Origin of the sequence: Halomonas sp. 328 (genome assembly GCF_015645095.1) — a bacterium.
Taxonomy (GTDB): Bacteria; Pseudomonadota; Gammaproteobacteria; order Pseudomonadales; family Halomonadaceae; genus Bisbaumannia.
The window spans coordinates 44,798-58,965 of sequence record NZ_JADOTW010000012.1 but is presented as its reverse complement, the minus strand read 5'-3'; the positions used below and the strand labels follow the sequence as shown (position 1 = coordinate 58,965).

At 69.5% G+C, this 14,168-nt stretch carries 12 protein-coding genes; 5 read left to right on the top strand and 7 right to left on the bottom strand.

Annotated elements, in window-relative coordinates; genetic code table 11:
* Positions 1-16: 16 nt before the first annotated feature.
* On the bottom strand, positions 17-1,405 hold the full coding sequence (locus IHD13_RS07745; RefSeq protein ID WP_230086194.1) for a short-chain fatty acid transporter: 1,389 nt from the start codon (positions 1,403-1,405) through the stop codon (positions 17-19).
* A 118-nt stretch (positions 1,406-1,523) separates the two neighbouring features.
* Here IHD13_RS07745 and IHD13_RS07740 point away from each other — a divergent pair, with 118 nt between their 5' ends.
* On the top strand, positions 1,524-2,195 hold the full coding sequence (locus IHD13_RS07740) for a GntR family transcriptional regulator (RefSeq protein WP_195860466.1): 672 nt from the start codon (positions 1,524-1,526) through the stop codon (positions 2,193-2,195).
* Positions 2,196-2,256: 61 nt separating this feature from the next.
* Here the strand turns inward: IHD13_RS07740 and IHD13_RS07735 are convergent, their stop codons facing one another.
* Complete coding sequence (locus IHD13_RS07735; RefSeq protein ID WP_195860465.1) at positions 2,257-3,021, bottom strand: LuxR C-terminal-related transcriptional regulator; 765 nt, start codon at positions 3,019-3,021, stop codon at positions 2,257-2,259.
* 99 nt (positions 3,022-3,120) lie between these two features.
* Between IHD13_RS07735 and IHD13_RS07730 the strand changes: the two genes are divergently transcribed.
* The 3 genes from IHD13_RS07730 to IHD13_RS07720 all read left to right on the top strand — a co-directional run bounded on the left by IHD13_RS07730 (position 3,121) and on the right by IHD13_RS07720 (position 5,582).
* Entirely contained in the window at positions 3,121-4,779 is a 1,659-nt protein-coding gene (locus tag IHD13_RS07730; protein WP_195860464.1) for an FAD-dependent monooxygenase, read from the top strand.
* Positions 4,780-4,858: 79 nt separating this feature from the next.
* Complete coding sequence (locus tag IHD13_RS07725) at positions 4,859-5,059, top strand: hypothetical protein (RefSeq protein WP_195860463.1); 201 nt, start codon at positions 4,859-4,861, stop codon at positions 5,057-5,059.
* 79 nt (positions 5,060-5,138) lie between these two features.
* On the top strand, positions 5,139-5,582 hold the full coding sequence (locus IHD13_RS07720; RefSeq protein WP_195860462.1) for a hypothetical protein: 444 nt from the start codon (positions 5,139-5,141) through the stop codon (positions 5,580-5,582).
* A 34-nt stretch (positions 5,583-5,616) separates the two neighbouring features.
* Here the strand turns inward: IHD13_RS07720 and IHD13_RS07715 are convergent, their stop codons facing one another.
* Both IHD13_RS07715 and IHD13_RS07710 read right to left on the bottom strand, forming a co-directional pair.
* Positions 5,617-6,828: an MFS transporter gene (locus IHD13_RS07715; RefSeq protein ID WP_195860461.1), complete on the bottom strand. Its 1,212-nt coding sequence runs from the start codon at positions 6,826-6,828 to the stop codon at positions 5,617-5,619.
* A gap of 13 nt (positions 6,829-6,841) precedes the next feature.
* Positions 6,842-7,315: an Lrp/AsnC family transcriptional regulator gene (locus IHD13_RS07710; protein WP_195860460.1), complete on the bottom strand. Its 474-nt coding sequence runs from the start codon at positions 7,313-7,315 to the stop codon at positions 6,842-6,844.
* 188 nt (positions 7,316-7,503) lie between these two features.
* On the opposite strand from IHD13_RS07710, the gene IHD13_RS07705 reads away from it, so the two are divergent.
* The gene (locus IHD13_RS07705) at positions 7,504-10,989 is read left to right on the top strand and encodes an indolepyruvate ferredoxin oxidoreductase family protein (RefSeq protein ID WP_195860459.1); all 3,486 of its coding nucleotides are present in this window, start codon (positions 7,504-7,506) and stop codon (positions 10,987-10,989) included.
* Between the two features lie 93 nt (positions 10,990-11,082).
* Here the strand turns inward: IHD13_RS07705 and IHD13_RS07700 are convergent, their stop codons facing one another.
* The 3 genes from IHD13_RS07700 to IHD13_RS07690 form a co-directional block, all read right to left on the bottom strand.
* Positions 11,083-12,360: a multidrug effflux MFS transporter gene (locus IHD13_RS07700; RefSeq protein ID WP_326838324.1), complete on the bottom strand. Its 1,278-nt coding sequence runs from the start codon at positions 12,358-12,360 to the stop codon at positions 11,083-11,085.
* Positions 12,361-12,440: 80 nt separating this feature from the next.
* A complete protein-coding gene (gene maiA / locus IHD13_RS07695; protein WP_195860458.1) occupies positions 12,441-13,085 on the bottom strand; it encodes a maleylacetoacetate isomerase in 645 nt (214 codons plus the stop codon).
* A gap of 14 nt (positions 13,086-13,099) precedes the next feature.
* Positions 13,100-14,119, bottom strand: coding sequence for a fumarylacetoacetate hydrolase family protein (locus IHD13_RS07690; RefSeq protein WP_195860457.1), 1,020 nt, complete (start codon positions 14,117-14,119; stop codon positions 13,100-13,102).
* Between the last annotated feature and the right edge of the window lie 49 nt (positions 14,120-14,168).

Here is a 14,168-nt window from a genome sequence, read left to right as displayed (position 1 = left end):
GTCGATGGCGCTTGGGTCATACCAGTAACAGTAGGCTGCCGGCGCAGAGTACGAAGACCGCCAGCATCAGGATCGCCGTATAGCCCAGCACCTGGCCCACCTTGAGGCCGGTGATACCGAGCAGCGGCAGCAGCCAGAAGGGCTGGACCAGGTTGGTGAGCTGGTCGCCCATCATCACCGTCATGACCGCCACATGGCTGGGCAGGCCCAGCTGGGCGGTGGCCTCGATGGCGATGGGCCCCTGCACCGCCCACTGGCCGCCGGCGGAGGGCACCGCGAAGTTGACCAGGGCGGCGCTGATCATCGACCACAGCGGGAAGGTGGTGGGGGTAGAGATGGCCACGAAGGCGTTGGAGATCATCGCCAGCAGGCCGCTGCCCGCCATCAGGCCGAGGATGCCGGCATAGAAGGGGAACTGCAGGATGATGCCACCCACCGCGGCGCTGCCCTTGGCGATGGCACGCCCGTAGTCGCCCAGGGAGCCGTGCAGCAGCAGGCCCAGCATCAGCATGGTGAAGTTGAGCACATTGAGGTTGAGTCCCAGCACGCCGTGGTCGCCGATATAGCGCGCCACATAGAACAGGCCGCCGGCGACGATCACGCCCATCAGCAGGCGACTGCGATTGAAGCGTTCGGCGGGGGTCGCCGGCGCCTCGTCCACCCTGATGGCTTCCTCCTCGCCCTCGATCTCCACCACCCGGCGGCGTGAGGGGTGCAGGCTGGCCAGCAGTAGCGGCGTCATCAGCAGGGTCAGGCCGACGAAGACCAGGCTATAGGGCTGGAAGATGGTCTCGGAGAGGGGCAGCAGGCCGATCTTCTCCTCCAGGAAGTGTCCCGGGGTATTGACCAGCAGGGCCGCGGAGCTGGAGAGCCCGGTCTGGGAGATCACCATGCCCCCATAGGCCGCCGCGGCGATCAGCGGGAAGTGGGCCTTGAGGCCGCGTCGCTTGGCGGAGTGGGCCACGGCCTTGGTCAGGAAGGCGCCCACCACCAGGGCCACGCCCCAGTGCAGGAACCCCAGCAGGCCGGCGATGACGGCGGTCATGATCACCGCGCCCTTGGCACTCTGGGGGCGGTCGGCCAGCCAGCGCAGGGTACGCTGTACCGGGGGCGCCGTGGCCAGGCCATAACCGGTGACCACGATCAGCACCATCATCATGCCGAAGGCGAGCAGGTTCCAGAAGCCGCCGTACCAGGCGTCGACCAGGTCGATGGGACCATGGTCGGTGGCGATCAGGGCGGCCAGGTAGACCACCAGGGTCAGGGCCACGGCGATGGCGAAGGCGTCGGGAATCCAGCGGGTGCTGAAGGCGGCGACGCCCTCCCCCAGTCGTTGCATGGCGCGCTGCATGGGGCCGCCCTCCGTCGATGGGGTGGTTTCAACCTTGAGGTCATGGGTAGGCATGGGGCTTATCCTCATTGTCGTTATTGGTCGGGAAAGCGCTGTTAAATACACAGGGCCGAGTTGTTATATATAACAGATAGGGCCAAGATATAGATCTGTCAAGGAAGGAGTCGTGATCATGGCTACCGTTTCTCAAGCGCAGCGCCTGCGTGCCCTGCTCGAGGACGCCATCGTCGAGGGGCGTTTCGCCCCCGGGGCGCGCCTCGATCCCGAGGCCCTGGCCCGGGAGTATCAGTGCTCGCGGACGCCGATCCGCGAGGCCCTGCAGCAGCTGGCCATGTCGGGCATGGTGCGGGTGGTGCCCAAGCGGGGCACCTTCGTCACCCAGCTCAGCGTCACCGAGCTGGTGGAACGCTTCGAGGTGATGGCGGAACTGGAGGGGATGTGTGGCCGGCTGGCGGCGCGGCGCATCACCGAAGCGGAGCTGGCCGCCCTGCGTCAGGCCCACGAGGCATGTCGGGCCCGGGTCGAGGCGGGAGATGCCAACGGCTACTACTACGAGAACGGCATCTTTCACCAGCGCATCTACGAGGCCAGCCACAACGGCTTCCTGACCCAGGAGGCGGCGCGGCTACACGCGGTGCTGCAGCCCTACCGGCGCATGCAGCTGCAGGTGCGCCACCGCCTGCAGGGCTCCTTCGACGAGCACGAGGCAGTGGTGGCGGCCATCGCCGAGGGCGACGAGGCCCGGGCCGAGGCGCTGCTGCGCGACCATGTGGTGATCCAGGGGGAGCGCTTCAACGACCTGGTGGCCTCGGTGCAGAGCCTGCAGCAGGGTCAGCGGGCCTAGCGGCCGGGCCCGCTGCCAAGGGCCATCGCGCACTAAAGTGCGCTCCTACGGTGAGGTGGGGTTATTGCCGCCGGCATAGGGCGACTAGCCGGGCTTTCGAGGGTATCCCCAGCTTGGCATAGGCGCGCTTGCGGTAGGTCTCGGCGGTGGAGAGGGCCACCTCGAGCTCCGCGGCGGCGCTCTTGAGGGTATGGCCGCGCAGCAGGCGCAGGCAGAGCTGGCGCTCGCGCTCGGAGAGGGGCGCCAGCACCGCCTGCTCCTCCGGGCTGAGACGCGCCTCGGCCGGGCGCGGGGCGCCATAATGGCGGCGGATCAGGCTGGCCAGCAGTGGCGCCAGGGCATCCAGGGTGGCCAGGTCGTCGGCATCGAAGGGGCCGGCCTCGCGGCCCCGGTAGAGGTTGAGGGTATAGGCGCCCTCGGCCTCGCGCAGGGTCAGGGCCACCTTGTCCACCAGGTCGGGGAAGGCGAACAGCGAGCCCCGGTAGCTCTCCGGCATCGCCTCGGCGCGCATGGGCGTCAGCTCCAGCGTCGGCGAGGCGGCCTGTGCCAGGCGCCGGTAGTTGGGGTCGTGGCGGAACAGCCCTTGGGTATAGAGGCGCGCCAGGCGGTCGGCCAGGCGCGGCTGGCGGGCGTTGTCGGCGAGCAGGCAGTCGACGCCCTCGGCGTCGTCGTAGGCGAAGATCATGCACTGCTCGATGCGCGCTCCTTTCCGCAGCAGGGCCAGCAGGCGCGCCTCGAAGTCCGCGCCGCCCAGGGCCTCGACGCAGTCGGCCACCCCGGCCAGCAGGGCGGGCCAATGATCGGAGGGCGGTGTGGGCCGGGTCATAAGGCTCTCCTCGGGATGGCCTGTCCCGGCTTTTGCGGGACAGGCGGACGTGGCGGCGCGGGCTAGGCTGGTCTCCACAACACCAACGAGGAGCCGCCCATGCGACCCGCCGGACGCGCCGAGAGCGATTCGCTCTACTTCGATTATCCGCATTTCCCCTTCGTTCGTCCCCCCGAGCTGGACGGCGCGACGCCGCGCCACCGGGTGGCCATCGTCGGCGCCGGCCCGGTGGGCGTCACCGCCGCCCTGGAGCTGGCCCGCCACGGCATCGACTGCGTGGTGCTGGACGACAAGGCTACCGTCAACGACGGCTCCCGGGCCATCTGCCTCTCCCGCCATAGCCTGGAGATCCTCCAGCAGCTGGGCGTCGATCGGCGCTTCGTTGCCAAGGGCCTGGGCTGGACCCGGGGGCGCACCTACTTCCGCGACCGGGAGATCTACCGCTTCGAGATGCCCCACTCGGATCAGGAGCGCTTCCTGCCGATGGTCAACCTGCAGCAGCAGTATATCGAGCAGTTCCTGATCGAGCGGGCCATGGAAAGCGAGCGGGTGGAGTTGCGCTGGCAGAGCGCGGTCAGCGGCGTGACCCAGGATGCCGAGGGCGTCACTCTCACGGTGAGCACCCCGGAGGGCGACTATGCGCTGACCTGCGACTACCTGCTGGCCGCCGATGGCGCCCGCAGCCTGGTGCGCAAGGCCCTCGACCTGACCCTGCACGGTGAGGCCTACGAGGGGCGCTACGTGATCGCCGACGTGCGCCTTAAGTCCGACTTTCCCACCGAGCGGCGGGCCTTCTTCCACTCGGCGGCGCTGCCCGAGGCCACCATCCTGGTGCACAGGCAGCCCGACGATATCTGGCGCATCGACTACCAACTGGGCCCCGACGAGGACCCCGACGAGGCCGTTCAGGAGGCGAGGATCCGCGACCGGGTGGAACGGATCATCCGCGAGGTGATGCAGGAGCGCGGCGATTGGGAGCTGGAGTGGTGGAGCCTCTACAAGGCCCACACCCTGGCGCTGGACGACTACCGCCATGGCCGGGTGCTCTTTATCGGCGACAGCGCCCACCTGGTGCCGATCTTCGGGGTGCGTGGCCTCAACAACGGCCTGGCCGATGCGGTCAATGCCGGCTGGAAGCTGGCCTGGGTGCTCCAGGGGCGGGCCCCGGAGCGGCTACTCGACAGCTACACCCCGGAGCGGCGGGGCGCCACCCTGGACGTCTTTGCCAATGCCGGCAAGAGCACCCGCTTCATGACGCCGCCGACCCGTGGCCACCGGCGGATGCGCGATGCGGCCCTGGCCCTGGCGTTGCACAACGACTACGCCAGCCCCTTCGCCGACCCCCGCCAGGTGACCCCCTACACCTATGCCGAGAGCCCCCTGACCCTGGCCGACCGGGACGCCTTCGCTGCCGGCCCTCGCCCCGGGGCGCCGCTGATCAACCGCCGCCTGGGCGACGACGACTTCCTGCTCGATCACCTGGGAACGGGCTTTAATCTGCTGCTGTTCGGCGAGGCAAGCCCTGAGCTTGCCGCCGCCCTGGGCGAATACCCGGAACTCGCGGTGCTGCACCTGGGCGTGGAGGATTCCGCCCTGGGCCAACCCCTGCCCGGCGACGCGGCCCTCTTCGCCGCCTATGGCGCCGAGCCGGGCAGCGCCTACCTGGTGCGTCCGGACCGCCACCTGGCGGCGCGCTGGAAGCGTCCCACCGCCGCCGACCTGAACGACGCCTTGATCACTGCCCTGGGAGGCGCCTGACCATGACCACTTCGACACTGGCTTTTGCTGATACTGACTCGAATGAGGTCTTGGCCTCTGCTCTGGGAGGAAACGAATCATGACCGCATCGACACTGCCCTTCGACGATCTCGAGCGGGTCTACGAGCGCCTGGCCGAGACCCTGGATGCCCTGCCCGAGGCCCAGGAGGGGCCCTTTCTGGCCCAGTTGGCGCTGGCGCTGGCCCATCGGATTCCCGACGTGAGTCAGGTGGAGGCGGCCATCTTCGAGGCCAGGCGAGCCAGCGAGGAGGAGGGGTGAGCGACCACTGACCTGGGTCAAGGCATGGCGGAGGCCGGGTGCCGATACTGAAGTTATCCCCGCCACGGAGATCGCCGCCATGCCGACCTCCTCTCTTACCACCGCGCCCCAGAGCGCCCGCCTCGCCGATGCCTTGAGCGACTATCTGGCCGGCGAGCGCGCCCTGCTCGAGCTCAGGTGCTGCGCCCCCAAGCGGCTGAGCGCGCTGATCCACGACCTGTCCCGGCCGCTGCCCTCGCCCCTGGAGCGGGCCCTGGCCCGGGGCCTGAACAGCGGCGAGCTGGCGGCCTGGCTGGGCCCCGCCGAGACCCTGATGCCACCCATGATGCGCCGCTTCGGCCTCGACCCCGAGGGCTTGGCCACGGCCCCCCGGGCCGCCGAATGGCGGGTCGCCTGCCGGGCCTGCCCGCATATCGGCACCTGCTGGCAGGCCCTGCGCCACGACACCGACGCCGAGGCGTGCCGCGCCTTCTGCCCCAATGCGGAGGCCTTCGCCGAGGTCGGCCGCGAATCGAAGCGTTGATCTCTCCCCGCCTTGGGCAGCCTTCCGTTTGTTATCAGGCGGCTTTTTCGGTTGGCTCGTCGGCGCTTTGGGTCCGCCAGCTCCGCAGCCGCCAGGCGAACACCAGCCCCAGCGCCAGTAGCCAGAGGCCGGCGCCGGCCAGCAGCCAGCGGCTATCGCCCAGGCGCAGGATCAGCCCGCCCAGCCCGACCCCCACCGACTGGCCCAGGAAGAGGCAGCCGGCGAACACCGCCATGGCGGTGCCCCGGGCGGCGGGCGCCATCTGGGTGGCGTTGATCTGCAGGGTGTTGTGCATCATGTAGAAGCCGAGGCCGGCGACGAAGGCGCCCAGGGAGGCCCCCATGGGGGTGGGCGCCAGGGCCAGGGCGAGGAAGCCGGCGCCCATCAGGGTGCCGCCGCCCAGGGCCAGGCCGGCCTCGCCCAGGCGCCGCACCAGTAGCCTGGCCAGGGCGGCGAAGATCAGCCCGCCGACCCCGAACAGCGCCACCGCCAGCCCGGCCCGGGTCAGGGAGAGGCCCTGCCAGCGGTGCAGGTGGCTGGCGGCGAAGCCCAGGGCGCCGAAGGCGGCGATGCCCTCCAGGAACACCAGGGCGAGGAGCCAGCGGGCCCGGGCCTCGGCCAACACGCCGTGGATCCGCGCCAGGAAGGCGAGGCCGTCGCTGCCCTCGCCCGGGGGCGAGAGCTCGGGGCGCCGGCGCAGGGTGGCGATCAGCAGGATACCCGCGACCAGGAAGACCCCGGCCAGCAGCAGGAAGGCGGATCGCCAGCCCAGGGTGTCCGCCAGCAGGCCGCCCAGGGTCTGGCCGGCGATCAGCCCCAGCACCGCCCCGGAGAGCATCCGCGCCAGGGCCACCTGGCGCTCGGCATAGGGCACGGTGTCGCCGACCCAGGCCATGGAGAGGGGGATGATGGCGGCGGCGGTGGCGCCGCTCAGGGTACGAAACAGCAGCAGCATCGGCAGCGACCCGGCCAGGGCCGCGCCGAGCGAGCCCAGGGCGCAGGCCAGGGTGGCCAGGCCGATCACCCGCAGGGCGCCGTGGCGATCCCCCAGGGGGCCATAGGCGAGCTGCATCAGGCCGTAGGCCACGGCGAAGAGGGTGATGTTCTGGGCCACGTCGGCCACCGGGCGGGCGAAGGTCTCGGCCAGGGCCGGCAGCATGGCGTCGGTGATGCGCATCGAGGCCATGCTGGCGAAGCCGGCCAGGGCCAGCAGCAGGATCATCCGTGAGGTGGCCGGAGTGGGCATGGGGCTTTCCTTGTCAGCGAATCGGGATGGCGGTCTCGTTCTTGATCTCGCGCAGGGCGAAGTTGGAACTCACCTGGGAGATTCCCGCCAGGGTAAAGAGCTTCTCGTTAAGGAAGCGGTCGTAGGCGGCCATGTCCTCGATCACCACCCGCAGCACGAAGTCGGCGTTGCCGGTGGTGGCGTAGCACTGCAGCACCTCCGGGTACTCGAGGATCTGTCGCTCGAACTCGGCGGTGTTGTCGATATGGTGGCGCACCAGGGTCACCATCACCAGGGCGGTGAGGGGCTGGCCGACCCGGGCCGGGTCCACCAGGGCGGTGAAGCGCCGCAGGGTGCCGCTCTCCTCGAGGGCCTTGACCCGTCGCCAGCAGGCCGCCGAGGAGAGACCGATCTCCTCCGCCAGCTGCTGATTGGTGATGCGTCCCTGGGCCTGAAGCAGGCGCAGGATCTTCTTGTCGTAGGCGTCCAGGGGGGCGTCGGAGGCCATGGCGGGTTCCCTAATGGTTTAAACCAAGGTCGTAGATTTCGAAGGCTGTTTCTCCAGAGTGGAAATGGAGAAATATCCTTTCGAATGATGGCGGTTTCGGGGGTGAGTTCGCAAGCACCTTTAGCGGGGCCTTGGCTAGACTGCGGCCAACATAACTCCAAGGCCCATTCCCCGTGAAGGTGGCGACCATGACTACGACTCCCCCCGTCGTCCTCGACGACTACCAGCTCAACGACCGTTACTCCCGCGACACCGGCCGGATCTTCGTGACCGGCACCCAGGCCCTGGTGCGCATCGCCCTGCGTCAGGCGCAGCTGGATCGTCGCGACGGCCGCCACACCGCCGGCCTGATCAGCGGCTACCGCGGCTCGCCCCTGGGCGGCGTCGACCAGGCCCTGTGGCAGGCCAAGGCGGCCCTGGATAGCTACCAGATCGACTTCGTGCCGGCCATCAACGAGGACCTAGGCGCCACCATGATGCTGGGCAGCCAGCAGGTGGAGACCGACCCGGACAAGGAGGTCGATGGCGTCTTCGGCTTCTGGTACGGCAAGGGACCGGGGGTGGATCGGGCCGGCGACGCCTTGAAGCACGGCAACGCCTACGGCAGCTCCCCCAATGGCGGCGTGCTGGTGGTGGCCGGCGACGACCATGGCTGCGTCTCCTCCTCCATGCCCCACCAGTCCGACGTGGCCTTTATGGCCTGGTTTATGCCGGTGATCAATCCGGCGTCCCTGGCCGAGTACGAGGCCTTCGGCCTCTGGGGCTATGCGCTCTCCCGCTACTCCGGCTGCTGGGTGGGCTTCAAGGCGGTCTCCGAGACCGTGGAGAGCGGTGCCTCCATCGAGGTGCCGCCGCTGCCCACCTTTGCCACTCCGACCGACTTCACCCCGCCGGAGGGCGGCCTCCACTACCGCTGGCCGGACCTGCCCGGGCCCCAGCTGGAGACCCGCATCGAGCACAAGCTGGCGGCGGTGCAGGCCTTCGCCGCGGCCAACCCCATCGATCAGCGCCTCTACGCCAATGACCGGGCGCGCTTCGGCATCGTCACCACCGGCAAGGGCCACCTGGACCTGCTCGAGGCCCTGCGCCTGCTGGGCCTCGACGAGGCGGCGCTGCGCGAGCTGGGGGTGGAGCTCTACAAGGTCGGCATGGTGTGGCCCCTGCACCGTCGCGGCATCCTCGATTTCGTGCACGGCAAGCAGGAGATCCTGGTCATCGAGGAGAAGCGCGGCATCATCGAGAGCCAGATCAAGGAGTACATGTCCGAGCCGGATCGCCCCGGCGAGGTGCTGATCACCGGCAAGCAGGACGAGGCGGGCAAGCCGCTGATTCCCTATGTGGGCGAATTGAGCCCGCGGCTGCTGGCCGGCTATGTGGCCGAGCGCCTGGAGCGCTTCTTCACGATTGACTTGAGCGAACGCCTCAGCAAGCTGGATCGCTGCCGCGCCGAGGCCCGGGAGCTGGGCGGCGTGCGTCGCCTGCCCTACTTCTGCTCCGGCTGCCCCCATAACAGCTCCACCAAGGTGCCGGAGGGCAGCAAGGCCCTGGCCGGCATCGGCTGTCACTTCATGGCCTCCTGGATGGGCCGCCAGACCGAGTCGCTGATCCAGATGGGCGGCGAGGGGGTCAACTGGGTGGGCAAGAGCCGCTTCACCGGCAACGGCCACATCTTCCAGAACCTGGGCGAAGGCACCTGGTTCCACTCCGGCTCCATGGCGATCCGCCAGGCGGTGGCCGCCGGGGTCAATATCACCTACAAGGTGCTGTTCAACGACGCCGTGGCCATGACCGGCGGCCAGCCGGTGGACGGTCAGATCACCGTACCGATGATCGCCCAGCACGCCGCCGCCGAGGGCGTGAAGCGCATCGTGGTGGTCAGCGACGAGCCCGAGAAGTACCGGGGCCACGAGGGCCAGTTCCCCAAGGGGGTGACCTTCCACCATCGGGACGAGATGGACGCCCTGCAGCGGGAGCTGCGCGAGATCCCCGGCTGCACCGTGCTGGTCTACGACCAGGTGTGCGCCGCCGAGAAGCGCCGTCGCCGCAAGCGCGGCCTGATGGAGGACCCGGCCAAGCGGGTCTTTATCAACCATCACGTCTGCGAGGGCTGTGGCGACTGCTCGGTGCAGTCCAACTGCCTGTCGGTGGTGCCTCGTGAAACGGAGCTGGGTCGCAAGCGCAAGATCGACCAGTCCTCCTGCAACAAGGACCTCTCCTGCGTGGGCGGCTTCTGCCCCAGCTTCGTCACCGTGGAAGGCGGCGAGCTGCGCAAGGGCCAGGGGGTCGGCGTCGACGAGGCCTTCTGGCGTAAGGTGGAGGCGTTGCCGGCGCCCCAGGCCCCGGCGCTCGAGGCCCCCTATGACCTGCTGGTGGGCGGCGTCGGCGGCACCGGCGTGGTCACCGTGGGCCAGCTGATCACCATGGCCGCCCACCTGGAGGGCCGTGGCACCAGCGTGCTCGACTTCATGGGCTTCGCCCAGAAGGGCGGCACCGTGCTCAGCTACGTGCGCCTGGCGCCCGCCCCCGCCGACCTCCATCAGGTGCGCATCGAGTCTGGCCAGGCCGATGCGGTGATCGCCTGCGACATGGTGGTGGCCAGCTCGAAGAAGGCCCTGGACGTGCTCCAGGCCGACACCACCCGGGTGGTGGCCAACCTGGCCGAGCTGCCCACCGCCGACTATGTGCTCTACCGGGACGCCGATATGCAGGCGGACCAGCGCCTGGCGGTGCTGCGCGACGCCGTGGGTGAGGCCAACTTCGCCACCCTGGACGCCAATCGCCTGGCGGAGCAGCTGCTGGGGGACACCGTCTTCTCCAATGTCATGATGCTCGGCTTCGCCTGGCAGCAGGGCCTGCTGCCGGTCAGCGAGGCGGCGCTCAAGCGCGCCATCGAGCTCAACGGCGTGGCCATCGACAAGAACCAGCGCGCCTTCGCCTGGGGCCGATTGGCGGCGGTGGAGCCGGAGTATCTGCAGCGTCGCCTGGACGACACGCCGCTGGCTGCCGATGCCGGCCTCGACGAGGTGATCGCCCGCAACGCCCGCCTGCTGGAACGCTACCAGGACCGCGCCTATGCCGAGCGTTACGTGCAGAAGGTGGCCCGGGTGCGCGAGGCGGAAGCCCGCCTCGAGGCCGGCGAGGCCCTGACCCAGGCGGTGGCCACCCAGCTCTACCGGCTGATGGCCTACAAGGACGAGTACGAGGTGGCGCGCCTCTACACCGAGAGCGATTTCCTCGAGGAGCTCGACGCCACCTTCGGCGGCGACTACAAGCTGACCTTCCACCTGGCGCCGCCGCTGCTGGGCGGCCGCAAGGATGCCAAGGGGCGTCCGGTGAAGCGTCGCTTCGGGCCCTGGATGCTCACCGCCATGAAGGGGCTGGCCAAGCTCCGCGGCCTGCGCAACGGCCCCCTCGACCCCTTCCGCTTCAGCGCCGACCGCAAGCTGGATCGCCGCCTGCTGGCGGAATACGAGGCCCTGCTCGACGAGCTGGTGACGCGCCTGGATGACGCCAGCCACGCCACCGCCCTGGCGCTGGCCAAGCTGCCGGAAGAGGTCCGTGGCTATGGCCCGGTGCGCGAGGCCGCCGCCGAGCAGGCCCGGGCCCGCCAGGCCAAGCTGCTGGAGGAGCTGCGCAACGGCCGCCCGATGACCATCGCCGCCGAAGTGGCCTGATCGAGGCCTGATCGGCCCCACCAAAGCAACGCCGCCCTGCTAAGCAGGGCGGCGTTTTTTGTGGCGTGGCTTTGGTGGCGACTTATCGGGGTGTCACTCCGAGAGTGCCTGGCGCTCCGCCTCTTGGCGGGCGGCGGGGCGCACCAGGCGCCAGTAGGCGACCAGGGCCAGCAGGCCGGCCAGGCCGATGGTCAGCGCCAGGGTGCGGGAGCTGCCGTCGTGGAGCTGGCCCACCAGGCCCCCCACCACCGCGGCGATGCCCATCTGCAGAAAACCGAACAGCGAGGAGGCGGCGCCGGCGCACTGGGGGTTGGGGGCCAGGGCGCCGGCCATGGTCTGGGGCATCAGGATGCCCACCCCCATCATGAAGAGGACATGCGGCCCCACCACCGCCCAGGCCTGATAGATGCCGGCCAGGGCCAGCAGGGCCATGGTCGCGCCGCCCAGGGTGCAGAGCAGGGCGCCGCGCAGGATCAGCCGGTCACGGCCCAGGCGGCGGCTGTAGCGGCCGCTGATCAGGGTGCCGCTAAAGAAGCCGGCGACGATCAGGGCGAAGAGGATGCCGTAGGTGGTGGGGTGGACGCCGATAAACTCGATCAGCACGAAGGCGGAGCCGGAGAGGTAGGCGAAGAGCCCCGAGAAGGCGGCGGCATTGGTCAGGGTATAGCCGACGAAGGCACGCTGGCCCAGCAGCATGCGGAAGTTGCCGAGCATGGCCGCGGGACTGATGGGCTGGCGCAGCTCCCGGGGCAGGGGCTCCGGCAACGCGAAGATCAGCAGCGCCAGGGCGATGGCCGCATAGAGGGCCAGCACCAGGAAGATCGCCTCCCAGCCGAAGGCCAGCAGCAGGCCGGCCCCCACCACCGGGGCCAGGGCCGGGGCCAGGGCCATGATGCTGGCCAGGTGGGCGAGGATGCGTCCGGCCTCCAGGGGGCCGTAGATATCGCGCACCGCGGCGCGGCCCAGCACCGGGCCGGCGGCGCCGCCGAGGGCCTGCAGGAAACGTCCGGCCAGCAGCCACTCGATGGTGGGCGCCAGGGCGCAGAGCAGGCTGGCGGCCAGGAAGAGGGTGAAGCCCCCCACCATGATCGGCTTGCGACCGAAGCGGTCGGAGAGCGGGCCGCAGAACAGCTGGGCCAGGGCGAAGCCGGCCATGTAGAGGCTCAGGGTCAGCTGCACCTGATCGGGGCCGGTATTCAGCGCCTCGGCCATGGCCGGCATGGCGGGCAGGTACATATCGGTGGCCAGCGGGCCCAGGGCGGTGAGGGCCGCCAGCAGGATCACGGTGGCGGGGGAGGTCAGCCGTAGCACCCGGTTCTCCTTGGAGGCGTGGGAGGCGCGTCCGGTGGTGGTGAAATAAGAAGCGGGCACGGCCCCTGGGGCCGTGCCCGCTTTATTAGGCCGCTTATTATACACCGGAAAGGCAAGGCTTGCCGGATGTGCCTCCCTGGTTAGCCAGCGTCCGGCTGGGCCTCCGGGGCGGCCTGGGCGAAGGCGTCCAGGGCCCGGCAGTTGGCCACGATGCGGCGGATCCGCGGGTAGGGGGCCAGGTCGCATTCGAAGCGCTCGGCGTTGAACACCTGGGGCACCAGGCAGAGGTCCGCCAGGCCCGGGGTGTCGCCGTGGCAGAAGTCGCCGCTGCCCGCCTCCCGGGAGAGCTGGGCCTCCAGGGCGGCGAAGCCCTCGGCGATCCAGTGCCGGTACCAGGTCATCTTGGCCGCCTCGTCCAGCCCCAGCTCCCCGGTCAGGTACTTGAGCACCCGCAGGTTATTGAGGGGGTGGATCTCGCAGGCCACCGACTGGGCCAGGGCACGCACCCGGGCGCGGCCGGCGGCGTCCGCCGGCAGCAGGGCCGGGTCGGGATAGCGCTCGTCCAGGTACTCGCAGATCGCCAGGGACTGGGTCAGCCGCACGCCGTCATCGGTGACCAGCGCCGGCACCAGCCCCTGGGGGTTGCGGGCGAGGTATTCCTCGCCCCGCTGCTCGCCCTTGACCAGGTTGACCGGGGCCTGGTCATGGGCCAGGCCCTTGAGGTTCAGGGCGATGCGTACCCGGTAGGCGGCGGACGAACGGAAATAACCGTAGAGGGTCGTCATCCTGCCTCCTCGCCTTAGTGGGGCTTGTACTCGACCACCTGCTGGTCGATGGCGCCGAAGATACTGTTGCCGTCGCGGTCGAACATCTCGATGCGCACCCGGTCGCCGAAGCGCATGAAGGGCGTCTTCACCTGGCCATGCAGGATCTGCTCGACCATGCGCACCTCGGCCAGGCAGCTGTAGCCCACGCCGCCGTCGGCTACCGGCTTGCCGGGGCCGCCCTCGGCGTCCGGGTTGGAGACGGTGCCGGAGCCGATCACGGTGCCGGCGCCCAGGTAGCGGGTCTTGGCGGCATGGGCCACCAGCTCCGGGAAGCCGAAGATCATGTCGGGGCCGGCCTCCGGCTCGCCGAACTTCTCGCCGTTGAGGTGCACGGTCAGCGGCCGATGGACGCGACCCTCCTTCCAGGTGTCGCCCAGCTCGTCGGGGGTGACGCAGATCGGCGAGAAGCTGGAGGCGGGCTTGGCCTGATAGAAGCCGAAGCCCTTGGCCAGCTCGCCGGGGATCAGGCCGCGCAGGCTGACGTCGTTGACCAGCATGATCAGCTTGATATGGCCGGCGGCCTGCTCCGGGGTCACCTCCATGGGCACGTCGTCGGTGATGACGGCGATCTCGCCCTCGAAGTCGATGCCGTGGGACTCGCTCACCGCCTCGATGTCCTCGGTGGGAGCGATAAAGCGGTCGCTGCCGCCCTGGTACATCAGCGGGTCGGTCCAGAAGGTCTCGGGCATCTCGGCGTTACGCGCCTGGCGCACCAGCTTGACGTGGTTCAGGTAGGCGGAACCGTCGGCCCAGTGGTAGGCCCGGGGCAGCGGCGAGTGCAGCTTGGCCATGTCCAGGTCGAAGGCATTCTCGGCCTGGCCGCCGTTGAGGGCGTCGTAGACGTGCTGCAGCTGGGGCGCCAGGGTCTCCCACTGCTCGATGGCCTGCTGCAGGGTGGCGGCGATCTGCGGCACCTTGACGGCGCGCTTGAGGTCACGGGAGACGACGATCAGTTCGCCGTCGCGGCCCTTGTTGAGGCTGGCAAGTTTCATCTGGGTAATCCTTTGTCGTCAGGGAGTCGGGCTGAGTGTTTGTACCAAG